Consider the following 13,526-nt stretch of genomic DNA (forward strand, 5'->3'; position numbering starts at 1 on the left):
TGGCGGAGGCCGATGACCGCGGCGGCCGGCAAGGCAAGTCCGGCAAGGCTCGGATCGAGGAATGCCTTGATCGGCAGGTGGTCGGACGCGATGCGCGCCAGTGGCGTGTCGTGGACGGTGACGTCGGACAGCATCTCCGGCCGATTGGCGATGATGCGATCGAGGGCCAGCAGCGGCAGCCCCGACGGAAAGCTCGGCACCGGCATCGGCAACGCGCCGAAGGTGGGGCCGAGTTCCTTCAGCGCCGAGCGGCCTCCGAGCCGCCATTCATTGAGATCGCCCAACAGGAGAGTGGGACGCTCGTCGCGATTCCTCATCACGTCGAGCAGCATGCGCGTCTGCTGGGAGCGCGAGCGCCGGAGCAGCCCGAGATGGGCGGCGACGATGCGCAATTCGGTGCCGCCCTCCAGATCGAGATCGACGACGAGCGCGCCGCGCGGCTCGAGCCCGGGCAGCGAGACCTGATGGACATCGCGGACCAGCCCTTGCCGGAACAGCACGACATTGCCGTGCCAGCCATGGGCGGCGGCGTTGGCACTTTCGACCGGAACCGGGATGAGGCCCGTCTCGTCCTTCAGCCTGGACAGGTCGAGCAGGCCGTGGCGCGCGCCGAAGCGCTTGTCCGCTTCCTGCAGGGCGATGACGTCGGGCGCGATCTCGCGGATCACCTGCGCGATGCGGGCCGGATCGAAGCGGCCGTCGACGCCGACGCATTTGTGGACGTTATAGGAGGCGAGGAGCGTTCCCGGCGGCCGTGTGCCCGGTTCGTGGCCGATCGCATCCGAACGGTTCTTCCGCTGGCGGAGCGAGGAGATGATGCTGGCGCGCAGGCTTGGGCTCTTCTTCTGCATCGCTCTGCCGGTTGACACTCCGAGCCCGCTCGCAGCGAGCGGAGGCGAAACTTGAACACCCACGCGTCAGGGATGTGACCGGGCCGGCTCAAAGATAAGGCGAGCCGAGCCAGATCAACCTGTCGATCAGACGCAAGACATAGGGGCGGGCGCGCAGGCCGGCAAGCGTCACCTTCGTTGCCTTGGCCTTCACGGCCTCGACGCGATGCTCGATGGCACGGGCGAAATCATGGTCGAGTATCTCGACGTCGATCTCGAAGTTGAGCCGGAGCGAACGCGGGTCAAGGTTGGAGGAGCCGACATAGGCCCAGCAGCCATCGACGACGAAGAGCTTGGAGTGATCGAAGGGCCCGGTCGAACGCCAGATCCGGCAGTAATTCTTCAGGATCTGGTCGAACTGGGCTGTCATCGCCCGGTCGACCAGCACAAGATTGTTGACCGAGGGGACCACGATGTCGATGTCGACCCCGCGTCGCGCCGCGGTGACGATGGCGCTGATCAGTTCCTGGTCCGGCAGGAAGTAGGGAGACATGATCCTGACCGAGTGCCGCGCCACCGAGAGCACGCCCATCAAGAGCTTGTGATTGGTCTCCAGATAGGCGTCGGGGCCCGACGGCACCGCCCGCATCAGCACCGATGCCTCCCCGGCGGCCGGGGGGACGATTTCCCAGGCCGGTCCCGTCAGGATTTCGCCGGCTGCGAAGCGCCAGTCCTCCGCCGCTATCGCGAAGAGATCGGCGACAACCGGACCCGTGAGTCGGAAATGCGTGTCGTGGGCATAGGCCTCGCCGGCGAATTCTCTGGTGAAGTCCTGGCGGATGTTCATTCCGCCGGTGAAGGCGATGGCACCGTCAACGACGATGATCTTCCGGTGGGTGCGTAGATTGGCATAGGGCAGCTTCAGGCCAACGATGATGTTGCCGTTGAACACATCGACCGCGACGCCACCCTCGCGCAGATGCCCGGCTATGCTCGGCACCGAGTAGCGCGCGCCGACGGCATCGATCAGCACCCGCACCGCGATACCGCGCCGATGGGCGGCGATCAGCGCGTCGGCCACGCGCAGCCCGATCGGGTCGCGATCGAAGATATAGCTTTCGAGGATGATGCTGCGTTCGGCCGCCGCGATGGCCTCGAGCATCGCGCCGTACGCTTCGTCGCCTGTGCGCAGGGTTTCGATGCCGTTGCCCGCCGTCAGCGGATGATGGACGACGCGGTCGCCAAGGGTCTTGAGCGCAGCAAAGCGCTGCCCGAAGCGATCGGCGACCAGTTCGTCGCTGGCGTGGAAATGTGTCGCCGATCGTCCATGTCCCGGGCGCTGCGCCAGAAGCGTGGCGCGCCGGATGCGGTTGACGCCCGCGATGGCATAGAGCAGCGGCCCGACGATCGGCGAGAGGATGATGACACCGGTCCAGCCGATGGCAGCGCGCACCTCGTCCTTCGTCATCACCGCATGCGCGCTCGCGATGGCGGCCATCACGATCGAGATGACGGCCAGGATATGCGGCCAGTAGTCTTGGAGAATCCCCCACATGTCCCGAAGGCTAGCGTGTGGGCGGCCGGTTCGCCATGGCCTGTCGGATCAGGGCGACATGGGGGCCGGGCGCATGATCTTCGCCTGCGCGAGCATCCTCAACGTCGCGATCACCGCAGCGGCCGAGATAGCGGTCGCGAGGCCGAACAGGAAACCGTAGCCCATCGCATCTGCGAGCTTGCCGGCGAGCATCGAGCCGACGAGGTAGACCAGTAACTGCGCGCAGGCGAGGATGGTGAAGTCGGTGCCGGGTTGCTCCGAGGTCGTCACAGCCATGAACAGCGAGTAAAGCGCGACGATCTCCATGTAGCGGATCAGCGTCTGAAAGCCGGCAGCGCCGAAGAGTGGCAAGGCGCCGGCCACGACGCCGAGCGCGTGTGCGGTGAAGAGCGCAAAGCACAGCGTCCGCAAGCCCCCGAGCAGGGCGAGCACGAAGGACAGGCCCCGCCTCTTGACCATCCAGGCCGCGAGGGCCGAGCCGGCGAGCCCCGCCGTGGTGGCGGAAAGCCCCGAGAGGTAGCCGATCTGGTCGAGCGGGATGCCGGCATCGACGAGATAGGCGCCCTCCATCGCCTTCACGAGGCCCTCGCTGGCACGATAGGTCAGTGCGATCCAGAGGATCTGGCGCGCCTCGGGACGCTTGAGGAAGGCGCGGATCGAGGGGCGCTGCGCAGGTGCCATGCCCGGGACCGGATCGTCCTCGCGCATCATCGCGGCGGCGACCAGCGGCAGCAGCGAAATGGCTGCGATGGTCACCAGCATGCCGGTCCAGCCGATATGGTGATAGAGCACGAGGCCGAGCGTGCCGCCGATGACGACGCCGAAGGCGACCGAACCGCCCTGGATGGCGTTGCCGATGGCGCGGTCGGCCTCCGGCAGATATTTCGCGGCATAGCCGTCGGTGGCGATATCCTGCGTCGAGATCAGCAGCGAGGCGACGAAACCTATTGCGATGATCGCGCCGACCTGCGTGGGCCCGATCGCGATCAGCGCGAGGATGGCGAGGATCGTCAGGCTCTGGGTAATGAATACCCAGCCGGCCCGGTGCGCACGCGCGAAGGGGCGGATGCGGTCGACCCAGGGCGCCCAGAGGAACTTGATGACGAGCGGCAGCAACAGGATGCTCATCGCGCCGATCGCGGTGCGCGAGACGCCGAGCTCGCGCATGATCGGAGGCAAAGCGGCGACGAAGAGATAGGACGGAATCGCCTGCGCCAGGTAAAGCCCCGCGAGAACGGCGAAGAGCCGATAGCGCTGTACCGGGGGCAGCACCGCGTCGGCGCCGACCGGCTCGATCGCGCTGCTCATATCGACATCCCGCTGTGGTGGAGGAGCAGGAATGCCCGGCCCGCTGCCTCCTCGCGCTCGGCGACGATCGGGAAGGGCCAGAGCCTCCGGAAGACGTCCGCCGTCGTTTCGCTGGCATCGGGGCGCACGATGGCGCAGGCGCGGCAGAAGAGCGACACGCGCTCCCGCGTCGCCTTGAACCAGAGCGCCTGCTCGCGTTCGCCGGCCGGGGAGAGCGCCCGGCCGCCGCCGAAGACCGTCAGCAGCGTATAGGGCTCTTGGCGTTTGCCGATCCGATGAAGCGCGTCGAGATAGTCGCGCTCGTCCTGCGGCTGGTAGGGCGGCATGAAGCGCAGCGTTACCACCGCATCGGCGTCGATATCGAGGCTGACCATCTGCCGCGGCCTCAGAAAGTCTTGCGGAAGCCGAGGGTGATCGTCCGGCCCCAGCTGTAGTTCGCCAGGTTGCGGACCGAGGTCGCCGTCGGATTCTGGTAGCTGCGGTCGAACAGGTTGTTGACCGCGACATAGGCCTCGCCCTCCCAGACCGGGGCCGTGAGGGCGACGTTCATCGTTGCCGCACCCTTCAGCTTGTACCGGGTGCCGCGCAGGTCGATGGCGACGTCTCTGTCGGAGAAGGCCTCGCCCTCGACACGCAGCTGCATGCCGTTCACGAAGCGGTAGCTGCCATAGAGCATGCCGCGCCAGGGCGAGCCGATGCGATTGTTCGGCAGGTTGCTGTCGAGCTTGCCGTCGCCATTGGTGTCGTAGCGGCCCTCGCGATAGGAGAGCACGGTGCCCATGGTGAAGGCGTCGGTGATCGTGACATCGCCCGTCGCCTCGACGCCCCAGATCCGCTCCTTCTGTTGCGACATCGTGTTGGTGACCGGGTCGAAGGTCACGCCCTCGTCAGACGTGCTGATGTAGCCGCTCAGCGACCCCTTGAAACGGTCGTAGCTGCCGCGGATTCCGAGCTCGTAATTGTTCACGATCTGCGCCTGAGGGGCGATCGAGGCATAGCTGATCGTCTGCCGGCTGGCCGGCAGGCAATTCGGCGATTGCACCGGGCAGGCATAGGCGGTCGAGATGCCGGCGCGGCGGGTGAAGGCTCCGACATCCGGCAGCGCGAAGCCCTGCGAGAAGCCGCCGAAGATCTCGCTCGTCTCGGACAGCTTGATCGTCGCGCCGATATTGGCGGTGAGCGCCGAATAGTCGAAGTCGCCGCCCAGGACGCGCAGGGCCGGCAGCACGAAGGTCTGATAGCCCAGCGCGTTGTTGGCTGCGACTGCGGCATAGGCGGCCGGGCGGGTGTAGTCGCTGACCGAGAGCGCAAAATGCTCGTAACGCAGGCCGCCGCGCAGAACGATGCGCTCTCCGACCGGGATCTGGAGCTGGCCGAATCCGGCCGCCGTCGTCTGTCTCAGCGGCGTGAAGACATCCTGCCCGCTGGTCAGGGTCTGCCAGGTCCTCTCCTGGATGAGATCGCCGCCCCAGGTGAGTTTTGCGCCCGGCAGCAGGCTGTCGAGAGACGTGTCGATGGTGACGTTGACGCCGCCGCGCTGCGAATAGAGCGTCGTCTGGTTGTCCGGGCTCGTCGGCGAGAGCGGGTTGAACGAGTAGTAGACCTGGCTGTTGTAAGGGTACGAGAAGGTCGAGAAATTGAAGCGCTTCTTGATGTCGTTGTAGTAGCCGAGCACGCTGAGCTTGCCGAGCGCGAACTCGGGGTCGCTGTAGCGCAGCGAGACCGACTTGGTGTCTTCGAGCACGCTCTGGCCGGTATAGGGCTTGCTCGGATCGGGCCGGGCGAAGGGCGGGGCATAGTTCGTCAGGTATTTCGGATCCTGGTCGAAGCCGATCCAGGAGGCATTGAGTTCGACGCGCTTGCCGCCGGCGAAATCGTAGCCGAGCTTCGCGAGCAGGTTGCCGGCCTTGTAGCGGTCGCCGCCGCCCTGGCCGAGCAGGCCGTCGGACGGCAATTCGCGGCCGGCACCGTCATATGTGCGTCCCGCGCCGCGGATCTGGCCCGAGAACAGATAATCGACCCCTTCCGGCACCTTGCCGGATACGGTGACCGAGGCCTCCGGTGCCAGCGAGCGGCCGATATTCTGCGTGAAGGCGCGAAGTGCGGTGTTGACCGTGACCCGCGGCTTGCCCTCCGCAGCCTTCTTCGTGATGAAGTTGACCGTGCCGCCCGTGGCGCCGGCGCCGTACAGGCTGGAAGCGCCGGCGACGACCTCGATGCGCTCGACCGTGTTGAGGTCGATCAGCGAGAGGATGCGTGAGACGTCGCGCAGCGGCGTGTTCATCGGCACGCCGTCGATCATCACCAGCAGGTCGCGGCCGCGGTAATTCTCCGAGGCGCTCGAGACGGTCTGCGTCGACATCGAATAGCCTGGCACCAGCTTTCCGAGCGCCGCCGCGGCGTTGGGGCTGAACTTGAGCTGCTGCTCGATCTCCTTGCCGTCGATCACCTGGACCGACTGCGGGATGTCGGCCGTGCTGCGCTCGGCGCGGGCGGCCGTCACGGTAATGGTGTCGAGGTCGATAACGCTGCTCGGCGTTGCGCTGCCCGCAGGCGGGTTCGCGGGGCGCGGTGCGGACTGCGGCGAAACCTGCGCGACCGCCAACGAAGAGGCGAGGAGGGCAACGAAGCTGGTGGCGAGGCTGATCGATCTGGTCATGGTTGGATCCGGCGGTGCTAGCCACGGGTTGCTCATGTCTTGAGCAGGGGCGTCGAGGCTGTGCGAGATAGGATTTACTTGGATTCTTGGAGAATTCGCTGTTTGGAATTGTAATAAACTGCTCATTTCCCTGCGGGAGAGGCGTGTAAAGGCCTCGTGATCTATTTCGATTATTGCTGTATCGATATCGCGCGGGTCTAAGCTTGGACCTCGGCGAACGCGCGATAGGACTGGGACGAATCCGGTGTCGAAAACGGAAGATGTGGCTGCAGCGACACGCTCCGGCTTCGAGGCATCGGCTGAAGCGACAAGTCTCATGCCGTTCTGGCTGATCTCGGCCGATGTCGGGCGCGAGGAGGCGAGCACGTTGTCCCGGCGCATTCTCGGCCGGGCAGCCGCTCGCGAGGCGGCGGCGCCGGATCTGCCGCTACCCTTCGATGCGCGATGCGTGCTGACGACGCGTCCCGATATCGGCCTGCGCTCCTGCTTTGCGCCGGCGGCGCGCTGGATCTGGCCGCCGGAGCGGGACGGGGAGGGCGCGCGCCGTATCCTGATCCGCCCGGCCGAGGGGCGCGTCGTCATCCGTCAGGGTGAGCGCCGGATCGCGCTGAAGGCGCGCGAGGCTGCGGCGCTTGCGCTCGGCGCTGACGCCGAGTTCGTTTTGGCCCAGCAGGGCCGCATCGACGTCATCGAGCTCGATTCCGTCCTGCTCCCCCCGTCGGCAGACAAGGATGCGGGGCTCATGCGCGTGATCCCGCGCGCAAACCCCGGCTTGCAGGCGCTCTCGCATTACGGTGCGCTGCTTCTGCGCGGCCTGTTACCGCTGAATTCCTTCGCGCTGCAGGCGCTGGCCAAGGCTCATGTGCACGCATTGGTCGACGCTGCCCTGTCCGACCGGGAGATTGCGGCTCCGGCCGCCTCGACGGACAGGCGTGCGGGGCGGCTCGCCGCGATCAAGGCCGACATCGAAGCCAGGCTGGAGAGGCGTGACCTCGGCGTCGAGATGATCGCGACCCTCCACGGCGTCAGCGCCCGCGCCGTGCAGAAGCTGTTCGAATCCGAAGGGCGAACCTTTTCCGACTACGTTCTGGAAAGGCGGCTCGACCGTGCCTGGCACCGTCTCGTTACGGCCGATGGCGGCGGGTTGACCATCAGTGCCGTCGCCTTCGAGGTCGGCTTCGGCGATCTTTCCTACTTCAACCGCTGCTTCCGCAAGCGCTTCTCCTGCCAGCCCTCGCAGGTGAAGGCGCAGGCCGTGGGCGGAGAGGTTGGAGCCTGAAGCTCGTCTGAAGTTGGCGGCCTTGCGTCACCATCTGGCAGGGGCAGTGGATGGCTGGAAAGACTCGACTCGCCTTCCGGAGGGGAGCGTTCTATAAAAGAACAAAGAGAGAACAATTGTCGCGCTCCCATGACCCTTGCTGCCGCACCGACCCTTTCCGATCTGCGCCGCAGCCTTGCCGAGGCGGCATTGCGGACTGGTCCGGCGTCGGCTGGGCGCATCGAGCTGGGAGTGTCTTCGCTTGATGAGACCTTGAATGGTGGCCTCGCGCGAGCAGCGTTGCATGAAGTCTACGCCGCAGAGGTAGCGGACCTTGCTGCGGCGACCGGTTTTGCGCTCGGACTCGCCTTGCGGGCGGGGGTGGCGGAGGAAAAGGCGGCCGAACGGCCGGTCCTCTGGGTACGGCAGGATTTCGTCGATGCCGAGGCCGGACGGCTGCATGCCCCGGGGCTGAGCGAACTCGGCCTCGATCCGTCGCGCCTCCTGCTGGTGCGCGCGCGCGACGGGGAGGGCGTGCTGAGGGCGGGGGCAGAGGCGGCGCGCTGCCCGGCGCTCGGTGCCGTGCTGATCGAGCCCTGGGGCGAGCCGCGCCTCTTCGACCTGACGGCGAGCCGTCGTCTTGCCCTTGCGGCGGAAGGCTCGGGCGTGCCGGTCCTGCTGCTGCGGGTTGCGGCGGCGCAGGCACCGAGCGCGGCGCGCACGCGCTGGCAGGTCCGGGCTCTCGCATCGCGAGCGCTGGAGGCCAATGCCCCGGGCTCTCCGGCCTTCGCCGTGAGATTGCTGCGTCAACGCGGCGGTGCGGCAGAGCGCGAGTGGCGTGTGGAGTGGGACCGTGACCGACGATCTTTCGCGGAGCGCAGCCTTTTCGACCGATCCGACAGACTGGTTCCCCGGACAGACCATGCCGCGCCGCTATCTCGCCCTCTGGTTCCCTTTCCTGGCGACGGACAGGTTGCGGCGGACGGGCGCGATTCCAGCCTTCGGCGCGCGGGCTGAGAAGGCTCATGTCCTCGTAGAAGTGCAGCACAACACGCTGCGCCTCGTCGATTGCGACAGGCGTGCGGTCGAACTCGGCCTGACACGGGGGATGACTCTGGCCGATGCCCGCGCCCGAAACCCCGATCTCGTGGCGCGCGAAGCCGAGCCGCAGGCCGACAACGCCTTTCTCGAAGCGCTCGCCGCCTTCTGCGACCGCTTCACGCCGCTGGTCGCGCTCGACGAGGCGCATGGCTTGATGCTCGACATCACCGGCTGCGCCCATCTTTTCGGTGGCGAGAAGGGACTGGGCACCCTTGCCGGGCACTCCATGCGGCGGATCGGGTTGAGCGGCCTGAGGGCCGCCATCGCCTGTACGCCCGACGCGGCCCGTGCCTGGGCTCGTCATGGCGATGGCGGCATCGTCCCGCCGGGGCATGAGGAGGCCTGGCTGCGCTTGCTGCCGGTCGCCGCACTGGATACCGATGCCGAGACGGTGATTGCGCTCACGCGCGCCGGCCTCAAGACTCTGGCGGATCTCGCGGAGCGCCCATCGGAGACCCTGTCCGCCCGCTTCGGCGAGGAGTTGACGGTAAAGCTCAGGCGGACGCTCGGCCGCGAGGACCGACGCATGACGCCATTGCGCCCGCCGCCTGATTGCGTGGTCGAGCGTCATTTCGCCGAGCCTTTCGCCGATGCGGCGAGTCTCGAGGCGGTGGTCGCCCGCCTGATCGGGGAGGCGGCTCGCGTTCTGGAGGCGCGCGGCGAGGGCGGGCGTCTCTTCGAAATCGGCTTCTTCCGCAGCGACGGCGCCGTCCGCCGCCTCCCCATCGAGACCGGGCGGCCTTCGCGCGACGCCAAGGCATTGCTGCGGCTCTATCGCGAACGGATCGAGACGCTGGCGGATCCGCTCGATCCCGGTTTCGGCTTCGATGCGATCAGGCTAGCCGTTCCGGTCTGCGAGCCGCTGAATACGCAGCAGCACAGCCTCGATGGCCGTGCCGTGGAGGAAGAGGCGGTTGCCGATCTGGTCGACCGGCTCGTCACGCGTTTCGGCCGCGACCGCGTCCTGCGCTTCGCGGCGCAGGATTCGCACCATCCTGTGCGTGCCGCGAAAGCCCTTTCGGCCGCGGCGCCGCTATCGGAGGCAGCCTGGCTCAAGCCCGAGCCACAGGAGCCGCCGGCCCGCCCCCTCCAGCTCTTCGAGCCGCCGCAGCCGGTCGAGGCGATCGCTGAAGTCCCGGACGGGCCGCCGATCCGCTTCCGCTGGCGCCGCCTCACGCATGACGTCGCGCGCGCCGAGGGCCCGGAGCGGATCGCGCCTGAATGGTGGCGCGACGGCTCGGACGAGCCGATGCGCGATTATTATCGCGTCGAGGATGCGCAGGGGCGCCGCTTCTGGCTCTACCGCACCGGATTCTACGAGGCCGATGGTGCCCCGCCACGCTGGTTTCTGCACGGGCTCTTCGCATGAATCAGATCGCGAGCCCCTTTGCCGAACCCGTTGCGGCAACGAATTTTTCTTTCCTGCGCGGCGCCTCGCCGGGGCCGAACATGGTGCTGACGGCACTGTTGCTCGGGCATACCGGCATCGGCATCGCCGACCGCAACACGGTGGCCGGCGTGGTGCGTGCCTGGGCTGCGCTGCGTCAGTTGCGGGAACAGGGGCTGCCGGCGCCTGAGAAGGTCAGGGAAGGCGGCAGCCCCGGCGAATATGTCTGGATCGAGAATCCCGCCTTCGCCGATCTGCCTTGGACGCCCGAGCAGATGAAGGAGATGGCGGATCGCTTCAAGCTAGCGACCGGTACCCGTCTCGTTTTCGCCGATCGCACGCCCGACATCGTCGTCTATCCAGCCAATCGCGAAGGCTGGGGGCGGCTCTGTCGCCTGCTCACCCTCGGCAATCGCCGGGCGGAGAAGGGTGAATGCACCCTGCATCTCGAGGACCTGCTCAACGATGCCCGCGATCTGCTGCTGATCCTGATCCCAGGGCCGCGCCTCGACGGTCTGGCCACGCTGCTCTCCCGCCTCGATGACGCGGCGCCCGGTGCGGTCTGGCTCGGCGCCAGCATGCACCGGCGCGGCGACGACCGGCGCCGCCTCGCGCGCCTCAAGGCCATTGCCGCAGGAACCCGCACGCCACTGATCGCGACCAATGACGCACTCTACGACTCCATTGAGCAGCGAGACCTGCAGGACGTGCTCACCTGCATCCGCGAGGGCGTTACAATCGAGCGGGCCGGGCGCCTGCTCGAATCCAATGCCGAGCGCCATCTCAAGCTGCCGCAGGAGATGGTCCGCCTCTTCCGTGACGCGCCCGAGGCGATCGCCGAGACACAGCATCTCTTCGCCCGCATCGAGTTCGACCTGGGCCAGCTGAAATACGAATACCCGGACGAGCCGGTCCCGCCGGGCTGGAAGGACCAGGACTGGCTCACGGAACTGGTCCGCCGCCGCAGCCTGATCCGCTATCCCGAGGGCGTCCCGGAGAAGGTCGGGAAGCTGCTGGCGAAGGAACTCGCGCTCATCGAGAAGCTGGAATACGCCCGCTATTTCCTGACCATCCGAGACATCGTCGAATTCGCGGAGAAGGAGGGCATCCTCTGTCAGGGCCGCGGGTCTGCTGCCAATTCGGCCGTCTGCTACGTGCTCGGCATCACCGCCGTCGATCCCAGCGACAACGACGTGCTGTTCGAGCGCTTCATCTCGACCGAGCGTCGCGAGCCGCCCGATATCGACGTCGACTTCGAGCATGAGCGACGCGAGGAGGTGATCCAGTGGATCTATCGAAAGTACGGCCGCCATCGCGCCGGCATTGCCGCGACCGTGATCCATTATCGGCCGCGCAGCGCCATCCGCGAGGTCGGCAAGGTGCTGGGCCTGACCGAGGATGTCACCGCCCGTATCGCTGATACGCAATGGGGCAGCTGGGGGACCGAGATCGGCGATGCCCGCGTCCGGCAGGCCGGGCTCGATCCGACCAATCCGACGATCCGGCGCGCTGTCGGCTTCGCGGTCCGGCTTCTGCATTTCCCGCGCCATCTCTCGCAACATGTCGGCGGCTTCGTGCTGGCACGCGGCCGGCTCGACGAGACCGTGCCGATCGGCAACGCGGCGATGGAAGACCGCACCTTCATCGAGTGGGATCGCGACGACATCGACGAACTCAAGCTGATGAAGGTCGACGTGCTCGCGCTGGGCATGCTGACCTGCATCCGCAAGGCGTTCGGGCTGATCGCAGTGAATGGTGGGAAAACCTACCAGCTCGCTGATTTCACTGACGGCGACAGAGGCACCTATGAAATGCTCCAGAAGGGGCATTCTCTCGGCGTCTTTCAGGTCGAAAGTCGCGCTCAGATGAACATGCTGCCGCGACTGAAACCCGAGAAATTCTACGATCTTGTCATTCAGGTCGCGATTGTCCGGCCCGGCCCGATCCAGGGCGACATGGTTCATCCCTATCTGAAACGGCGGGCCAGGTTGGAAGACGTTGTGTTTCCTTCACCCAAGCCGCCTCATCCCAAGGACGAACTGCATGAGGTTCTGCACAAGACCCTCGGCGTTCCGCTCTTTCAGGAGCAGGCGATGAAGCTGGCCATGGTGGCCGCTGAGTTTTCGGACATCGAAGCAAACGGCCTGCGCAAGGCGATGGCAACGTTTCGCAATGACGGTACGATCGGCAATTACGAGGAGCTGATGGTCGGACGGATGATCGCGCGTGGCTATGAGCGCGATTTCGCCCAGCGCTGCTTCGATCAGATCAAGGGCTTCGGCAGCTATGGTTTCCCGGAGAGCCATGCCGCCTCCTTCGCCAAGCTTGTCTACATTTCTTCCTTCCTGAAGCGCTGGTATCCGGCGGCCTTTGCCTGCGCGCTGCTGAATTCCCAGCCGATGGGCTTCTATGCTCCTGCCCAGATCGTCCGGGAGGCGCAGGAGAATGGCGGCATCGATGTGCGGCCGGCGGATGTCAATTCCAGTTGTTGGGACAACGGCTTGGAACCTCTTTCGGAATCAAGTTCTTACAATGAGGGGCTACGCGAGGGGAGCAGCAGGGAGCCTTTCGTGCTGCGCATCGGCCTTCGCCAGATCGACGGCTTTCGCGAGGAATGGGGCCATGCCATCGCGAATGAACGGGATGCTGGCGGCGTCTATCGCGGTGTCGAAGAGCTTATGCGCCGGGCCGCTCTGCCTGCTCGCGCCATGCGTCTGCTGGCCGATGCGGATGCCTTCCGTTCGCTCGGGATGGATCGTCGCGAGGCGCTCTGGGCCGTGCGCCGCCTCCCGGACGATACCGCGCTGCCGCTGTTCCAGGCGGCGCAGGCGCGCGAACTGGGGCAGGAACCCGCGATGGCGCTGCCCATCATGCCGCTGGCCGAGCATATCGTCGCCGATTACCAGACGGTGCGGCTCTCGCTGAAGGGCCATCCGATGCAGCTGCTGCGTCCGCGCCTCCGCCGTGAAGGCATTCTGAGCTGTGCCGAGACCGAGGCGAAGCCCGATGCCACCTTCGCCCGCACGGCCGGAGTCGTGCTGGTGCGACAGCGCCCGGGCAATGGCAACGCGATCTTCGTCACGCTGGAGGATGAGACCGGCATCACCAATGTCGTGATCTGGGCTCGGCTGTTCGAGCGCTTTCGCCGCGAGGTCATGGGCGCACGACTGATGCTGGTCGAAGGCAGGGTGCAGAAGAGCGTCGAAGGCGTCGTTCATCTCATGGCGCAGCGCATCGTCGATCGCTCGGCCGAGCTTCTGTCGCTGTCCGACACGCATCGCGCCGAGATGCCGCCGCCCTCCATCGACGAGCTGAAGAACCCGCCGCTGCCGCGCCATCGTCACCCGCGCAATGTGCGAATCCTGCCGAAGTCACGGGATTTCCACTGAAGCGGCGGCCCTTCATGGCCTCTTCTCGGCCCGCGGTCA

Annotated in this window: 9 protein-coding genes; 4 read left to right on the forward strand and 5 right to left on the reverse strand. The window is 66.5% G+C overall.

What is annotated here, in order from left to right; genetic code table 11:
• From ACIPIA_RS02860 to ACIPIA_RS02880, 5 genes are all read right to left on the reverse strand, one after another.
• A partial coding sequence (locus ACIPIA_RS02860) for an endonuclease/exonuclease/phosphatase family protein (RefSeq protein WP_400506478.1) occupies positions 1-851 on the reverse strand: 851 nt, incomplete at its 3' end.
• An 88-nt stretch (positions 852-939) separates the two neighbouring features.
• Complete coding sequence (locus ACIPIA_RS02865; RefSeq protein ID WP_400506480.1) at positions 940-2,385, reverse strand: phospholipase D-like domain-containing protein; 1,446 nt, start codon at positions 2,383-2,385, stop codon at positions 940-942.
• Positions 2,386-2,433: 48 nt separating this feature from the next.
• Complete coding sequence (locus ACIPIA_RS02870) at positions 2,434-3,693, reverse strand: RhtX/FptX family siderophore transporter (RefSeq protein ID WP_400506482.1); 1,260 nt, start codon at positions 3,691-3,693, stop codon at positions 2,434-2,436.
• Entirely contained in the window at positions 3,690-4,067 is a 378-nt protein-coding gene (locus tag ACIPIA_RS02875; protein WP_400506484.1) for a hypothetical protein, read from the reverse strand. Before ACIPIA_RS02875 ends, ACIPIA_RS02870 begins: the two co-directional genes overlap by 4 nt.
• A gap of 11 nt (positions 4,068-4,078) precedes the next feature.
• Entirely contained in the window at positions 4,079-6,352 is a 2,274-nt protein-coding gene (locus ACIPIA_RS02880; RefSeq protein WP_400506486.1) for a TonB-dependent receptor, read from the reverse strand.
• A 316-nt stretch (positions 6,353-6,668) separates the two neighbouring features.
• Between ACIPIA_RS02880 and ACIPIA_RS02885 the strand changes: the two genes are divergently transcribed.
• The 4 genes from ACIPIA_RS02885 to ACIPIA_RS02900 all read left to right on the forward strand — a co-directional run bounded on the left by ACIPIA_RS02885 (position 6,669) and on the right by ACIPIA_RS02900 (position 13,487).
• A complete protein-coding gene (locus ACIPIA_RS02885; protein ID WP_400506488.1) occupies positions 6,669-7,631 on the forward strand; it encodes a helix-turn-helix transcriptional regulator in 963 nt (320 codons plus the stop codon).
• A 231-nt stretch (positions 7,632-7,862) separates the two neighbouring features.
• On the forward strand, positions 7,863-8,627 hold the full coding sequence (locus ACIPIA_RS02890; RefSeq protein WP_400506490.1) for an ImuA family protein: 765 nt from the start codon (positions 7,863-7,865) through the stop codon (positions 8,625-8,627).
• Positions 8,533-10,080 carry a Y-family DNA polymerase gene (locus ACIPIA_RS02895; protein ID WP_400506492.1) on the forward strand — a complete coding sequence of 516 codons (1,548 nt, stop codon included), beginning with the start codon at positions 8,533-8,535 and terminating at the stop codon, positions 10,078-10,080. Before ACIPIA_RS02890 ends, ACIPIA_RS02895 begins: the two co-directional genes overlap by 95 nt.
• Positions 10,077-13,487 carry an error-prone DNA polymerase gene (locus tag ACIPIA_RS02900; protein WP_400506494.1) on the forward strand — a complete coding sequence of 1,137 codons (3,411 nt, stop codon included), beginning with the start codon at positions 10,077-10,079 and terminating at the stop codon, positions 13,485-13,487. The genes ACIPIA_RS02895 and ACIPIA_RS02900 overlap by 4 nt, the downstream gene beginning before the upstream one ends.
• Positions 13,488-13,526 lie beyond the last annotated feature (39 nt).

The sequence above is a fragment of the Allobosea sp. CER48 genome (genome assembly GCF_044752385.1).
Taxonomy (GTDB): Bacteria; Pseudomonadota; Alphaproteobacteria; order Rhizobiales; family Beijerinckiaceae; genus Allobosea.